This window comes from Brevundimonas sp. ABV4_179, assembly GCF_056311945.1.
Genome location: NZ_CM149976.1, coordinates 2050182 through 2064760, shown reverse-complemented (window position 1 = coordinate 2064760; position 14579 = coordinate 2050182). Strand labels below are relative to the sequence as shown.

The 14579-nt window shown below is 67.1% G+C and carries 14 protein-coding genes; 8 read left to right on the top strand and 6 right to left on the bottom strand.

What is annotated here, in order from left to right; translation table 11 throughout:
• The first annotated feature begins 88 nt into the window (after positions 1-88).
• From ACYX4P_RS09925 to pip, 4 genes are all read left to right on the top strand, one after another.
• Positions 89-2647: a coiled-coil domain-containing protein gene (locus ACYX4P_RS09925; RefSeq protein WP_248116085.1), complete on the top strand. Its 2559-nt coding sequence runs from the start codon at positions 89-91 to the stop codon at positions 2645-2647.
• 72 nt (positions 2648-2719) lie between these two features.
• On the top strand, positions 2720-3340 hold the full coding sequence (locus tag ACYX4P_RS09920) for a C15 family peptidase (RefSeq protein ID WP_292074601.1): 621 nt from the start codon (positions 2720-2722) through the stop codon (positions 3338-3340).
• 43 nt (positions 3341-3383) lie between these two features.
• Complete coding sequence (locus tag ACYX4P_RS09915; RefSeq protein ID WP_248116081.1) at positions 3384-3740, top strand: DUF423 domain-containing protein; 357 nt, start codon at positions 3384-3386, stop codon at positions 3738-3740.
• A gap of 29 nt (positions 3741-3769) precedes the next feature.
• A complete protein-coding gene (gene pip / locus ACYX4P_RS09910; RefSeq protein WP_248116079.1) occupies positions 3770-4744 on the top strand; it encodes a prolyl aminopeptidase in 975 nt (324 codons plus the stop codon).
• 67 nt (positions 4745-4811) lie between these two features.
• Here the strand turns inward: pip and ACYX4P_RS09905 are convergent, their stop codons facing one another.
• Both ACYX4P_RS09905 and ACYX4P_RS09900 read right to left on the bottom strand, forming a co-directional pair.
• Positions 4812-5210, bottom strand: coding sequence for a DoxX family protein (locus ACYX4P_RS09905; RefSeq protein WP_248116077.1), 399 nt, complete (start codon positions 5208-5210; stop codon positions 4812-4814).
• A gap of 84 nt (positions 5211-5294) precedes the next feature.
• Positions 5295-5993 carry a pirin family protein gene (locus ACYX4P_RS09900; RefSeq protein WP_292047658.1) on the bottom strand — a complete coding sequence of 233 codons (699 nt, stop codon included), beginning with the start codon at positions 5991-5993 and terminating at the stop codon, positions 5295-5297.
• A 122-nt stretch (positions 5994-6115) separates the two neighbouring features.
• Between ACYX4P_RS09900 and ACYX4P_RS09895 the strand changes: the two genes are divergently transcribed.
• Complete coding sequence (locus tag ACYX4P_RS09895; RefSeq protein ID WP_248116075.1) at positions 6116-7042, top strand: LysR family transcriptional regulator; 927 nt, start codon at positions 6116-6118, stop codon at positions 7040-7042.
• A gap of 4 nt (positions 7043-7046) precedes the next feature.
• On the opposite strand, the gene ACYX4P_RS09890 is transcribed toward ACYX4P_RS09895, so the two are convergent.
• The 4 genes from ACYX4P_RS09890 to ACYX4P_RS09875 are packed head-to-tail and all read right to left on the bottom strand — an operon-like array spanning position 7047 to position 9638.
• Positions 7047-7346 carry a hemolysin gene (locus ACYX4P_RS09890; protein ID WP_248116073.1) on the bottom strand — a complete coding sequence of 100 codons (300 nt, stop codon included), beginning with the start codon at positions 7344-7346 and terminating at the stop codon, positions 7047-7049.
• 22 nt (positions 7347-7368) lie between these two features.
• The gene (locus tag ACYX4P_RS09885; protein WP_248116071.1) at positions 7369-7725 is read right to left on the bottom strand and encodes a DUF1996 domain-containing protein; all 357 of its coding nucleotides are present in this window, start codon (positions 7723-7725) and stop codon (positions 7369-7371) included.
• On the bottom strand, positions 7683-8141 hold the full coding sequence (locus ACYX4P_RS09880) for a DNA polymerase III subunit chi (protein WP_248116069.1): 459 nt from the start codon (positions 8139-8141) through the stop codon (positions 7683-7685). The genes ACYX4P_RS09885 and ACYX4P_RS09880 overlap by 43 nt, the downstream gene beginning before the upstream one ends.
• Before the next feature lie 21 nt (positions 8142-8162).
• A complete protein-coding gene (locus ACYX4P_RS09875; RefSeq protein ID WP_248116067.1) occupies positions 8163-9638 on the bottom strand; it encodes a leucyl aminopeptidase in 1476 nt (491 codons plus the stop codon).
• A gap of 142 nt (positions 9639-9780) precedes the next feature.
• Here ACYX4P_RS09875 and ACYX4P_RS09870 point away from each other — a divergent pair, with 142 nt between their 5' ends.
• From ACYX4P_RS09870 to ACYX4P_RS09860, 3 genes are read left to right on the top strand one after another with little or no spacing between them, the layout of a single operon-like run.
• A complete protein-coding gene (locus ACYX4P_RS09870; protein WP_292047660.1) occupies positions 9781-10917 on the top strand; it encodes an LptF/LptG family permease in 1137 nt (378 codons plus the stop codon).
• Positions 10914-12065 (top strand): LPS export ABC transporter permease LptG, encoded by a 1152-nt coding sequence (gene lptG / locus ACYX4P_RS09865; protein WP_248116063.1) that lies wholly within the window; start codon positions 10914-10916, stop codon positions 12063-12065. The genes ACYX4P_RS09870 and lptG overlap by 4 nt, the downstream gene beginning before the upstream one ends.
• Before the next feature lie 33 nt (positions 12066-12098).
• Entirely contained in the window at positions 12099-14564 is a 2466-nt protein-coding gene (locus tag ACYX4P_RS09860; RefSeq protein ID WP_248116061.1) for an LPS-assembly protein LptD, read from the top strand.
• The last annotated feature ends 15 nt before the right edge of the window (positions 14565-14579 follow it).

Below are 14579 nucleotides of genomic sequence, written 5' to 3'. Positions count from 1 at the left end.
GCGCCAGCAGGTTCCGTCTGCCTCATTCCTGTTCTAGGGTCTGGACGGCGCTGTCGGACGCCTGCGTAGAGATCGAGTTTTTGAACTGATGAAGTCTCCCAAACGGCCGCCGCTGAAGCTGACCGACGAGGACGTGGTCGCGCCCGTCGATGCGCCGTCCATCGAGGAGACGCCCGTCGCCGACGCTTCTTTCGAACCAGAACCGTTGACCGACGCAGATCTGGAAATCGTGCAGCCCACGTTCGAAAGACCGATGTCCGAACGGCGTCGTCGTCGCCTGCTGGAAGAACAGCGTCTGGCCGAAGAACGCGCCGCTAAGGCCCAGCACGCGCCATCGCCCGAACTGACCGCCGAGGTCGAGTTGGCCGTCGCGACCGGCAAGCCCCCGGCCCCGTTCGAACTGTCGTCGCCTCCAGCCGTGAAGCCGCTCGCAACCAAGCGCGCCAGCGAGCCGTCCGGCCGCCACGCCTATCTGATCGCCGGCATCGCCTCAGCCCTTTGGATCGGCGGGGTCGCCTCCTGGGCCGCCTATGAGTTCGGGGCCGGCGGGGCCGAGTTGGACCCGTTGCGGATCGCCATCTACGCCCTGATCGCCTTGGCCCCGGCAGGCTTGGCCATCATGCTGGCCCATGCCGTGCGGCAAGGTGCGGGACTGGCGGCCGAGACCCGTCGCGCGCGGCAACTGGCCGAGGCGCTGGTGGCCCCGACGGCGCTGGCCGCCCAGCAGACCGGCGACGTGCTTCAATCCCTGCGATCCGACATCGACCACGCCGCCCTGGCGGCCGAGCGGGCGCGCGCCGACATGGCCCTGCTGCGCGAAGCCTTGGCCGAGGAGACGGCGCGCCTTAACGAGGCGGCTGACAACGCCGGCCGCACCGCTCGTCGCCTGGCTGAGAACCTGGGTCGCGAACGCGATCATATGCAGACGCTTGGCCTTCACTTGGACACTCAGGCGACCGGGGTGATCGACGCGGTCGAACGCCAGTCGCGCATGGTCGCCGACGCCTCGGACCTGGCCCAGGCCCAGTTGCGCGAGGCCGAGGCCGCGCTCGCCGCCCGCGCCGCCGATCTGGCGGCCGCCGCCGGCGAGGCCCAGGACGCCGCTCGCGTCGCGGCGGACGATCTGGCCCGCCAGACGATCCGGCTGGAGAACGCCGGCTCTGGCGTGGCCGAACAGATTCAGTCGGTCGAAGAGGGCCTGGGCCAACAACGCGCCTCGCTGGTCACCGCCGCCTATGCGCTGCGCACCGATCAGGAGGATTTCTCCGCCCAGGTCGAGAGCCAGCGCGCCCAGTTGATCGAACATCTGTCCGCGACCCGCAGCGCCGCCGGCGACCTGGACCGCACGGCCCAGACCTCGGTCGACGCCCTGCGCGATCTGGTCGAGGCCGCCGCCGACCAGTTCCGCGCCTTGGTGGACATGTCTCAGCGCGAGGCTGACGGTTTCGATTCCGCCACCAAGGTCGCGCTGGACCGCTTCGAGGCCTTGGCCGCTGAGGCCCGCGACGCTCTGATGGAGGAGACGCGCCGCGCCCTGGAGCAGATGCGCGCCACCGCTGAGGACTCCCGCGCCGCCGCCGCCGACGCCGCCGAACAGGCCCGTCTGCGCGCCGACCGCCTGGGCGAAACCCTGTTCGATGCGGCGCAGAAGGCCGATAACGCCGCCGACGCCCGTATCGAGGACGCGCGCCGCATCGTGAGCGAAACGTCCGGCATGGTCGAGGAGGCCGGCGAGCGGATGGTCAATCGCCTGGAGACCCTGGTCGGCCGCCTGAACGAGGCCCTGTCCGAGATCGACACCGCCGTCGCGGACATCGACGAGCGCGCCGCCCGCCTGCCCCAGGAAGCCCGTGTTCGCGCCGAGGCCGTGCGCGCGACGGTCGAGGACGGCCTGGCGTCGCTGTCCGCCGCCTCGCGCAAGGCCGCCGAGGACACCGAGGCCCTGGATCTGGGCTTCCAGGAGCGGGTGCGCCGCAACTACGACATGCTGACCGAGGCCGTTCGGCTCATGGGCGTCGTGTCCGGCGACGCCTCCCCTGCCCGTCGTCGCGAGGCGCCCCCCGAACCCGAACGCGTCGAACCGCGTGCTGCTCGGACGCCGGTTCCGCAGCCTGTCGAAGAGCGCAAGTTCGGTCTACGCAGCCGCTTGCGGCTTGAGCCGACCGAAACCCCGCGTCCCGTGGCCGACGAACGCCTGGACTGGAGCGACCTGGTCGCCCAGGATGACGGTGACGAGCCGCCCCTGAACCTGGACACTCCCGCTGCGGCGGCCGGCCCCACGCCGGCAGAGGCCGAGGCCCTGTCCGAGCGGGTGATGGCCGCCATTCGCCGTATGGGCGTCGATCCCAACGCCCTTCTCCCGCGCTCCCGTGTCGAGGAAGCGGCGCGCGCCATCGGCAAGGGCGACCCGGACGGCGGCCGCCAGATCGTGCGCCGCGTGGCGCCGGCCGCCGTTCGCAGCGTGTCGCGCCGGGTGCTCAGCGACGCCGAACTGCGCGCCGACGCCGAACGCTATGTGCGCCATTTCGCGGGCGGCCTGGCTGCTTCGGCCCGCGCGGGCGATGCGGCGGCGGTTCAGACCGCCCTGGCGTCGGACGCCGGACGCGCCTTCATGCTGCTGGACGCCGCTGTCGGCGATCTGGGCTAGGGAGCGACGGGACTTGACGATGCCCTCCAGTTGCCGCCACTTGCGGGTCACCGAACTGTCATGGGCATGGCGATGGCCGGCACGATGAGTGAAATGGACAGGGCGGCGGACGCCGACACCCGAAACGGCGACCGCCGCCCCGGCATCATCATCTGCGCCTATGAGGGCGAGGACACGGGCTGGGATTTGGTCGAGGACCTTTCCGGCGAAATCTGGAGCCCGGCGGGCGCACGCGCCGTGCCCATCGTCGGCAACGATCCCGACGCCCTGGCCTCGACCCTGGCGGCGCATCTGGGCAGCGGCGACTGCCGCGCCGTCCTGCTGGTGGGCCGCACGCACAAGGGTCAAGGCTTCCGGGTCCAGATGCGGGCCGAAAACCGGACGCTGGATCACAAGCATCGCCTGTCCAGCACCGGCCCCGGCGTCGCCCGCGCCACGGCGCCGGTCGCCGACATCGTGCGCGCCCTGACCGCTGCGGGTCTTGAAGCCGACGCTTCGTCCGAGGCGGAAGAGGACGCCGGTTCCTATCTGCTCTACCGGGTGCTGGCCGATCTGCCGGATGGGCCCTTGACGCCCTCCATCGGCCTGCTGCGCGCACCTGCCCCCGCCAATGAGGCCGCCGTGCGCAAGGGCGTCAAGGCCGCCGCCTCGGCCATGGCCAGCCACCTGACGCCCCTGCCCCGCGCCGGGTGAACGAGCGAAAGACAGGGGTCGATCTACGGTCTAGGTTGGCCAGATGATCGTGAGTCGCAAACTGATCCTCTTCGCCGCCCTGAACGGCGCCATGGCGGTCGCCGTCGGGGCCTTCGCCGCGCATGGCGCGGGGCCGCAGATCAAGACCCTGCTGACCACCGGCGCCCAGTATCAGTTGATCCATGCGGTTCTGGCGGTCGCCGCCGTTCAATGGCAAGCGGGCGGGCGGTTGACGTCCGTGGCCGGCTGGCTCGCGTCCGTCGGGGGTCTGGTCTTCTGTTTGTCCCTGCTGCTGATCGCCTTCCTCGGCGTGCCGGCCTTCGGCGTGATCGCCCCCATCGGCGGGGCGCTGATGATCGCCGGATGGCTGTGCCTCGCCTTCGCCGCCCTTCGTTCCTGACCGTTTCGTCCGAGTAGAAAGACCCCTGCATGGCCTTCCCCGCGCCCGCTGATCCGCGTCGCATCCTCTATCCCGAGGTTGAGGCCTATGCCTCCGGCTGGATGAGGACCGAGGGCGTGCACGAAATCTACTATGAGGAATCCGGCAATCCGCACGGCGTGCCGGTCATCGTGCTGCATGGCGGCCCAGGCGGCGCCGTCAATCCGGGAATGCGCCGGTTCTTCGATCCGGCCGTCTATCGCATCATCATGTTCGATCAGCGCGGTTGCGGCCTGTCGCGCCCCCACGCCTCGCTGGAGGACAACACCACTTGGACCCTGATCGCGGACATCGAACGGCTGCGAATTCTGTGCGGCGTCGAGAAATGGGTGGTGTTTGGCGGATCGTGGGGTTCGACGCTGTCGATGGCCTACGCCATCACCCACCCCGAGCGGGTCAGGGCGCTGGTCCTGCGCGGCATCTTCCTGCTGACGAAGAAGGAGTTGCACTGGTTCTATCAGGACGGCGCCTCGATGATGTTCCCCGACGCTTGGGAAAGGTTCCTGGAGCCGATCCCCGAGGCCGAGCGCGGCGACCTGATGGCGGCCTATTACAAACGACTGATCGGCGACGACGTGGCGGAACGCGAGCGGTGCGCCGTCGCCTGGTCAAGCTGGGAGGGCGAGACCGTCAGCGTGGAAGGCCCCAACGCCCGGCCCGAGAAGTTCGCCGAGCCGGAGTTCGCCGTGGCCTTCGCACGGATCGAGAATTGGTTCTTCACCAACGCCGGCTTCTTCGAGGAGGACGGCTGGATCCTGAAGAATGTGGACCGGATGCGGCATATTCCGTGCTGGATCGCCCAGGGTCGGTTCGACGTGGTCACGCCGATTTCCGGCGCCTGGGCCCTGCACCGCGCCTGGCCCGAGGCGCATCTGAATATCGTCGATGACGCCGGTCACGCATCGTCCGAGCCGGGCATCGTCGACAGCCTGGTGCGCGCCACCGACTGGGCCGCGACCGCCTGAAGCCGATCTCAGGTCAGAGAACCAGGGCCGCCCCGTCGATCACGGGGCGGCCCTTTCGCTTGCGGGATCAAAACCGTCTGGAGCCGCGCTCGTCCAGGCTCCAGGCGCCCGGCCCGGCGGTGAAGACGTAGAGGAAGACAAGGCAGAACAGGATGGCCGCATCGCCGCCATTCACCGCCGGCATCGGGTCCCGGGGGAAGTGGAACATCCAATAGGCCACCGCCATCTGACCCGAGGCGATGAAGGCCGCAGGTCGGGTGAACAGACCCAGCACCAGAAGCACGCCCGTCACCAGCTCGATGGCTCCGCCGATGCCGAACAGGGAAAGCAGGTCCTGCTGGCCGGGTTCGGCGCCCGCCGGGAAGCCGAACAGCTTGACCAGGCCGTGGGCGAGAAACAGCAGACCGGCGACGATCCGTAGCGCCGCCAAGGCTCTCGCCGACCATGCGCTTGCTTGGCTGAACATTGTCTTTCCTCCCGTTTGCATGCGTTGGCGCGATGCGGATTTCACGGCCGGACCGAGGTCCGACCGTGAAGCTTGATCCGAAAATCAGGCCGCGTCCACCAACACGATCTCGGCATCCGACAGGGCCTTGACCGTGATGACGTCTTCCTGGGCGATGGCGGCGCCGTCGCGCGCATTCAGGCGAACGCCATTGACCTCGACCTCGCCCTTGGCCGGCACCAGATAGGCGCGACGCGCCGCGCCTAGCGGATAGTTGGCGCTGTCGCCCGCATTCAGGGTCGCCGCCACGATCCGCGCATCGGTGCGGATCGGAAGGGCGTCGTCATCGCCGTCGAAGCCGGACGCCAGGACTACGAACTGCCCGGCCCGCTCACCTTTCGGGAAGGGCTTGGCGCCCCAGCTGGGCGCATCACCGCGCCGCGTCGGTTCGATCCAGATCTGGAAGATTCGCGTCAGCTCAGGCTCGGCATTGTACTCCGCATGGCGGATGCCGGTGCCGGCGCTCATCACCTGGACATCGCCCGCAACCGTGCGGCCCTTGTTGCCCAGGCTGTCCTCGTGGCTGATGGCGCCGTCGCGGACATAGGTGATGATCTCCATGTCGGCATGGGGATGGGGGGGAAAACCGGTGCCGGAGGCGATCTCGTCGTCGTTCCAGACACGCAGATTGCCCCAGCTCATACGGTTCGGATCGTAGTAGTTGGCGAAGGAGAAATGGTGTTTGGCGTTCAGCCAGCCGTGGTTGGCGCCGCCAAGGGATTCAAACGGTCTGCGCTCGATCATCGGTGGGGTCCTTTCGCGTCGGAACCGTCCGACGCCTTTGCTTGACGACAAGATAGAGATCGGCGACCGAACAGAAATAGAAACCAACGAAACTCATTGTTTCCCTTCGCATAGGCCGCAGCATGTCACGACTGCCCGATCTGGAAGCCCTGGCTATCTTCGCCAAGGTGGCGGAAACCCAGTCCTTCTCAGGCGCGGCTGAAAGCCTGTCCCTGTCCAAGGCCACTGTGTCCAAGGCGGTGACTCGGCTGGAGCAGCAGCTTCAGACCACCCTTCTTCACCGGACCTCGCGCCGGTTCGCCCTGACGGACACAGGCCGGACCCTGGCGGGACGCGCGGCCCATATGCTGGCCGAGGCGGAAGGGGCGGTGTCGGAGGCGCTGGACATGTCGGTGACGCCCCGCGGACTGGTGCGACTGGCCGCGCCCATGTCCTTCGGCATGGCCTATGTGGCCCCCGCCCTGCCCGAGTTCCTGGCGACCAACCCAGACATCTCGATCGACCTGCATCTGGCGGACGAGGTGATTGATCTTGTCGGAGGCGGCTTCGACTGCGCCCTGCGGATCGCCGCCCTGCCCGATTCCTCGCTGACGGCGCGCAAGCTGAGGCCGGTTAAACGCGCTCTGGTCGCCTCGCCCACCTATCTGGCGCAGCGGGGAAGGCCTAGCCACCCGAACGATCTGAACCGCCACGCCTGTCTCTGCTACGCCTATATGCCGACGCCCGACATCTGGCGGTTCAGCAACGCGGCGGGTGAAGAGGTCTTGGTGCGGCCGCAGGGACCGTTGCGAGCCAACAACTCGGACGCCCTCACGGCGTCGCTGTGGGCGGGGCTGGGCATCTTCCCCCAACCGGACTTCATCTACTGGAGGGATGTCGCGGGCGGCCATCTGGAGACGGTCATGACCGACTGGAGCCTGCCGCCCATCGCCCTTCACCTGGTCGCGCCCAACAGCGGCCCGAGACCCGCGCGGGTCACGGCCCTTATGGACTATCTAGCCGACCGGTTCAGCAAGCCGCTGTGGCCAGGCGATACGGTCGGCCGATAAGGCGTCAGCCGCACTTCACCTGCTTGACGATGTTGGTGGCCTCATCGAACACGAAGTTCACCCGGTTCTCGCGATAGTCCATCGTCGCCGCGCAGGTGGTGCACAGGACGCGGAAGGTCTGGCCGCTCGGCGCGGTCGGAATGGTAGAGCGATTACGCCCGACGTAGCTTTGATAGTCCTCGACCTTGCACGCCTTGAAGGCGGGTTCCGATCCGTTCGTCGGCGGCGTCGCGGTCTGAGTCGGGGCGCAGGCCGAAAGCGCAAAGGCGCCGGCTGCGAACAGCGTGCTAGCGATGAGTTTCATGATCCGTCCCTTCCATGTCGGCTCAGCCGCAGCGAACCTGTTCGATGATGCCGGTCTGCGCATTGTAGAAGATGTTCAGGCGATAGGCCGAAAAGTCCTGTTGCACCGGGCAGGTCGTACAGGTCACGCGGCGATTGACCACCTCGACGGGCACGGGAATCTCGGTGCGCGACTTGCCGACCAGATATTGCATCTCGCCAGCCTTACAGAAGTCTTGCGTCTGCCCGGTCGGCATCCGGCTGCCGACAGGCGGGTTCAACTGCGCCTGCTCGACCGCGCGTGGGGCGGGCGCCTCGGACACCGGCGTCGAACAGGCCGCCAGCAGGCCCAGCGCGATCAGGCCGCCTTTTCCCAGCGCCCTTCGTCCGACTGTTTCCAATAGGCCAGATTGGCGCCCTGATCCTTCAGCGTCTTCCAGCGGCTGCGGGCGTGCTGCAACGCCGGTTCGTCCCGCCCGTCGAAAATTATGAAGCATCGTTCGAACCCTTCCGTTGCGCCCATGTCTGCATCGTCGAAAATGAACAGCGCCTGAGCGCCGTTCAGGTTCTCCCCTGTCTCGCTCAACAGCACGGGCTGACGGTCGGCATGGGGCTGATCGGCCCGGCCGTGCGGCAGAAAGCTGTCTTCGCGAAACGTCCAGAGCAGTTCGTCCACATCGTCCAGACGATGGGAATGCGACGACTTCACCATGGCGCGCCAGCCCCGCTCAAGCGTCTTCTCGAGCAGGGTCGGCAGCACCTGATCCAGCGTGGACCGCTCCAGGTGGTAGAACCAGATTTCGGGCTCGCCGTTCATCCGGCCCTACCGATCCGACGATCAGGCTTCGTAGGTGTCGGCCACCATGCGATCCAGGGTGCGCACGGCGAAGCCAACGCCGCCCTCGGGCACGGTTGGGTTGGGGCTCTTGTTGGCCCAGGCGGTCGGGGCGATATCCAGGTGCGCCCATGGCACGCCGTTGGTGAAGCGTTGCAGGAACAGAGCGGCGGTGATCGAGCCGCCCGCGCGTCCGTTTCCGGTGTTCTTCACGTCGGCGATCTTGGAATCGATGTGCTGCTCATAGATGGCCGGGATCGGCATCCGCCAGAAGTTCTCGCCCACCTTCTTGGCCGCCGCCAGGATCGGATCGGCCACGTCGTCGGAGTTGGAGAAGACGCCGGCGTAATCCAGGCCCAGGGCCACGATCATGGCGCCCGTCAGGGTGGCCAGGTCGATCATGAACTTGGGCTTGAAACGCTCCTGCGTGTACCAGAGCGCGTCGGCCAGGACGAGGCGGCCTTCCGCGTCGGTGTTGATGACCTCGACCGTCTGGCCCGACATGGACACCACCACGTCGCCCGGACGCTGGGCGTTGCCGTCCGGCATGTTCTCGACCAAGCCCAGAACGCCCACGGCGTTGACCTTGGCCTTGCGGCCGGCCAGGGCGATCATGGTTCCAGTCACGGCGGCCGCGCCGCCCATGTCCCACTTCATCTCCTCCATGCCGTCGGCCGGCTTGATGGAGATGCCGCCGGTGTCGAAGCAGACGCCCTTGCCGACGAAGGCGATGGGCTGACCGCCCGCCTCGCCGCCCTTCCACTGGATCACGGCCAACTGGCTTTCGCGACGGCTGCCCTGGCCGACGCCCAGCAGGGTGCGCATGCCCAGCTTCTCCATCTCGGCCTCGCCCAGGATTTCGACCTCCAGGCCCAGGCTTTCCAGCGCCTTGACGCGCTTGGCGAACTCGGCCGGATAGAGGACGTTTGCGGGTTCCGACACCAGGTCGCGGGCGAAGATCACACCGTCCGCCACGGCCGACAGCGGCTCCAGCGCCGCCTCAGCCGCGCGCAGGTCGGCGGTGACGACGCGAACCGCCGTGATCGACGGAATCTTGTCGGCCTTTTGCGTGGTGCGGTATTTGTCGAAGCGGTAGGCCGCCAGACGCGCCGCGAAGCCCGCCCGCGCCGCCTGCTCGGGCGTCAGGTCCGATGCGTCGATGGTCAGCACCTCGGCGCCCGACAGCTTGACCGCCGCATAGGCCGAACCGCCGAAGGCCTCGACCGCCAGATCGTCCAGCTTGGCCTTGTCGCCCGCGCCGATCAGCAGGACCGAATCCGCGTCCACGCCCGACGGGGCGGCGATCAGCAGGCTTTGGCCCGCCTTGCCGGTGAAGCGGCCCTTCGTCATCGCCTTGGTCAGGGCGCCGCCCGCCTTGCCGTCCAGCGCCGAACCGGCCGCCGTCAGGGCGCGGTCTTCGAACACGGGAACCGCGACAATTTCGGCGGCGTCCACGGCGGCGACGAATTCGATCTTCATTCAACCAACTCCAGCCAGGCCCCACCCGGCGTCTGCAAAGACTAAAAGACAATGGCGCGTCCGCTTGTCGCCGACGCGCCGTGATGTGCTACTAGATGCGCCTCAATGTCGCCGCCTGCAACCGGGCGAAGTCCATCCGCCCATGACCCTGATTCAAAGATACCTTTTCCGCCAGATCCTCTTCCCGGTGGTCGCCGCCTGCGCGGCGCTGGCGGGAATCGGAATTCTGAGCCAGAGCCTGGACCAACTCCAGGTCATCGTCGAGCGGGGCCAGAGCGTGTGGATCATGGTCAAGCTGACGCTGCTGGCCCTGCCGCAGCTGCTGGCGGTGATTCTGCCCATCGGCCTGTTCGTCGGCGCCCTGATCGCCTTGACGCGGCTGCAGCGGGAGCAGGAGCTGACGGCCAGCTTCGCCGGCGGCATGACCCGGTGGCAGGTGATCTCTCCCGCCGCGCGCATCGCTGTTCTGGTCGCGCTTGTCACCCTGCTGGTCAATGTCTTCCTGCTGCCCTGGGCCCAGCAGGAGGCGCGACGACAGGCGTTCGACATCCGAACCGACCTGGCCGCCCTTCTGGTCGAAGAGGGACAGTTCGTTCAGGGGCCTGACGGCCTTACCGTCTATGTGCAGCAGATCGAACAGAACGGCCTGCTGAAGAATCTGTTCGTCTATCTGGATGACAAGGACAAGGTTACGACCTGGAACGCCGCAGAGGCGCGGTTCAGCCGTGACGCCGCCGGCACGCCGGTCCTGACCATGATCGACGGCTCGGCCCAGCGCTATTCGTCGGGCGGGGTTCTGGAGACGCTGTCGTTCGGCCGCTACGACTTCTCGCTTGCCCCGTTCGTCGGCGTGACCGACACCCTGCGCTTCAAGCCCACCGACCTCTATCTGCGGCAGTTGCTGAACCCTACGGCCAAGATCGTGGAGGTCGCAGGCACACGTGGCGAGCTGTTGGCCGAGGCCCATTCGCGTCTTTCCTCGCCCCTCTACGCCCTGGTCGCAATGGCGCTTGCGCTGTCGGCCGTTCTGGGCGGATCGTTCAGCCGCACCGGCTATACGCTGCGGATCGCCAAGGCGGCCGCGCTGTTCCTGCTGCTGCGGGTCATCGGCTACGGACTGGTCGCCGGCAGCGCCTGGAACGCCAGTTTGAACGTGCTGCAATATGTCGTGCCCATCGTCGCGGTCGCCATATCCCTGCGGGTCCTGTTCCGCGCCCTGAAGCCGCGTCGCAGCCGTAGCGCCCTCGTCCTGCGCGATCTGAAGGCGAGGTTCGCATGACCGCCGTCACCCCGCGTTTGACCGCGACGGTCCGCCGTTCGCCGCACATCCCCCGCCTGGGCGTCATCGAACGCTATGTGCTGGTGCAACAATCGAAGTCGCTGGCCGTAGCGCTGGCGGTGATCGCCGCCTTGGTCATGCTGATCGACTTTGTCGAAGTGTCGCGTGGGCTGGGGTCGGATCAGGACCTGTCGGCTGTACGCATCTTCGGCCTGGTGCTGCTGAAATCGCCCTCGGTGATCCTGCAACTCATGCCGTTCGTCTTCCTGTTCGGCACACTGTCGGCCTTCATTGGCCTGAACCGGCGAAGCGAGTTGATCGCCATGCGTGCAGCAGGCGTTTCTGCGTGGCGGTTCGTGCTGCCGGCGGCCGGCATGGCCTTCGTCCTGGGCGTGGCGACGGTGACAGTCCTGGGACCGCTGGCCTCGGCCGGGGACGGCCTTTGGCAGCGCGAACGCGCCCGCATCTCGGGAACGGCGCCCGGCGGCGATCCGAACGCGGCGATCTGGCTGCGCGAAGGCGACGACCAGCGCCAAATGATCATTCGCGCCGGCCGCCAGGATCGCGCCAACGCCCGCCTGCTGGACGTCAGCTTCTTTATCTACACCACCGCTCCCGGCGGCGGTCGGACATTCTCGGAACGGATCGACGCCAAGTCCGCCTCGCTGAACGCCGGAAGCTGGCGGCTGACCGATGCGGTCGGAGCCCAGATCGGCCAGCGCGCCGTCAGCTATTCCAGCCTGACCCTGGTCTCCAGCTTGGCCGACGAGGAGGCGTTCGAACGGTTCGCCCGACCGCAGTCGACCCCCTTCTGGTCCCTGCCGAACCAGATCAGCCGGATCGAAAACGCCGGTTTCACCTCCACCGCCTATCGATTGCGATTCCAGCAGCTTCTGGCTACGCCGCTGGTGTTCGCCGCCATGTCGATTTTGGCGGCGGCCTTCTCGTTGCGCTTGATGCGGCTAGGCGATCTGGCGCGTATGAGCGGGGCAGCCGTGGTGCTGGGCTTCGCCTTCTTCTTCCTGAACCAGTTTTCGTCGGCCATGGGATCGGCCGAGGTCGTGGCGCCGTTCGTCGCCGCGTGGCTGCCGCCCGTTCTGACGGCGCTCGCAGCCTTTACCTTGCTGTTCTATACCGAAGACGGCTAATCGGGCGCTCGCTTCTCAGAATACGGATGGCCTATGCAGGGTGATCGCCACGATCGGCGCCGCAACGCTTTCAGAGCAAGGCTTCTCGCCGGCGCCGCCTTGGTCGCCTGCGCGCCCCTGGCCACGCCGGTCTTCGCCCAGGCCGATGCGCGCGCCACTCCGCCTGCGGTGCAGATCTCCGCGCCGTCCGATGGTCTGGGGCCGAACGCCGTCTATGTGGACGCCGACAACGCCCAGCGTGTCGGCGACGCCATCGTGGTCAACGGCACGCCCGAGAACCGGGCCTACGTCCGCACGCGCGGCCATGTGCTGCGCGGCGAAAGCCTGTCCTACGATCTGAACGCAGGCTCAGCGACGGGCCAGGGCGATGTCGAGGCCATCGCCCCTAACGGCACGGTCGTCTACGCCAGTCATCTGGAGCTGGACCAGAACCTGACCACGGGCGTCGCCGTGGATTTCGCCACCCGGCTGCCGAACGGCGCCAGCCTGATGGCCGCGACCGCGGTGCGCCGGAGCGAGAATGTCAACGAGCTGAACTACGCACGGTTCACCCCCTGCCCCATCTGCGACGACAATGGGCCGCGTCGTCCCACCATCTCGATCCAGGCCGAGCGCGTGGTTCAGGACGAGCAGCTTCGCGCCATCCTGTACCGAAACGCCGTCTTTTACATCGGCCCCTTGCCGGTCTTCTACACGCCCTTCTTCGCCCACCCCGACCCCTCGGTCGAGCGGGCGTCCGGCGTGCTGGTGCCCATCGTGAACTTTGACGAGGGTCGGGGCGTGTCGGTGGAAATCCCTTACCTCCACGTCGTCTCGCCGTCCGAGGACTGGTTGATCAGTCCCCAGATCAACACCAAGGTCGCGCCGCTCCTAAACCTGCAATGGCGGCGTCGGTTCGCCAACGGCATGATCGTGGCGCGCGGCGGCTATACCAACGAGCGGAACTTCGGCGACTTCGACATCGATGGCGACGGTCGGCTGGAGAGCAACGTCCGCTTCGGCGACCGCGAGAACCGCAGCTATCTGCTGTCGCATGGCGAGTTTGATCCCGACGGGCCCTGGCGATTCGGCTTCACGGCCGAGCGGACCTCGGACAAGACGCTGTTCGACCGCTATGACGTGCGCTCCCCCTATCAGGACAACGGTCTCTATTACGGGGATCGGCGCCGCCTGATCAGCCAGATCTACGCCGAGCATCAGACCGACCGTTCCTATGTGTCGGTCGCCGCCTTCTCGATCCAGAGCCTGCGCCTGGACCCAGCCTTCGCGGCCACCGACTTCCGCGACGCCAACGGCTTCAAGGTGTTCGAGGACGATCACACCCTGCCCCTGGTCGCGCCCCTGATCGACGCGCGGTGGGAACCGCATGAACTGGTCATGGGCGGAAGGCTGCGGCTGAAGGGTTCGGCGGTGTCGCTCTATCGCGACCGTTTCGTCGGCGCGCCGATCCTGAACCCCGAGATCGTGCCGCCGGTCACGGAGGGCCTCACCGGCGTGGACAGCCGCCGCGTCACCGGCCAGCTGGAATGGCGGCGCACCGTCATCCTGCCGATCGGCGTGCGGGTCGAGCCGTTCGTGGACACTCGCGTCGACCTGTATTCCATGTCCGACCTGCCGCCTATGATGGGGATCGACAGCGACGCCACGATCAGCCGCTCGCGCCTCAGCGCCGGAGTGGACGTGACCTATCCGCTGATCAAGCGCGCCGGAGACGCCGACATCATCCTGGAGCCGGTCGGCCAGTTCTCGGTATCCAACAAGGTCAATCTAGACCCGCGAATCCCGATCGAAGACGCACAGGTTCTCGAACTGGACGAATCCTCACTGTTCCGCATGGACCGCTTTTCCGGCTACGACCTGCTGGAAGGCGGCGCGCGTCTGACCGCCGGTGGGCGCGCCACGATTCGCTGGTCCGAGGGACGCAAGGCCAGCCTGTTCATCGGGCGCAGCTATCGCTTCCATCAGCAGGACGACTTCAAGACCTCCATCCCCGACGCGCCGGCGCGCCTTTATGATCCCACCGGCCTGGCGTCCGAAACCTCCGACTGGGTGGTTCAGGGCGACTTCTCACCATCGGATCGGATCCGCAGCTGGTTCCACGCCACCGTAGACGGTTCGGGCGAGGTTCGGCGGGCCGAAGCGGCGTTGGACGGTCGCTGGGGGCGGCGCAATCAGGCTATCGTCAGCTATATTCTGGACCAGTCCAACCCAGTCGATGGCCCGTTGAACCGAAACTACGAGTTCGTTCAGCTGGCGGGCCAGCAGTTCCTCTATCGCAACTGGGGCTTCGCCGTCGCCGGCATCGCCGATCTGGACGAGAACGAGATCACCCGGTCCGAAGTGGGCATGCTGTTCGACGACGACTGCTTCCGGTTCGAACTGGGCTATCGCCGCGACAATACCCGCGCGCGGCCCGGCGGACCGTCAGAAGGCATCTATGTGCGCCTAAACCTCGCCACTTTCGGAGGTTCAGGTTATGGACAGGGCGACATGCGTTGAGCATGACGCTTTACG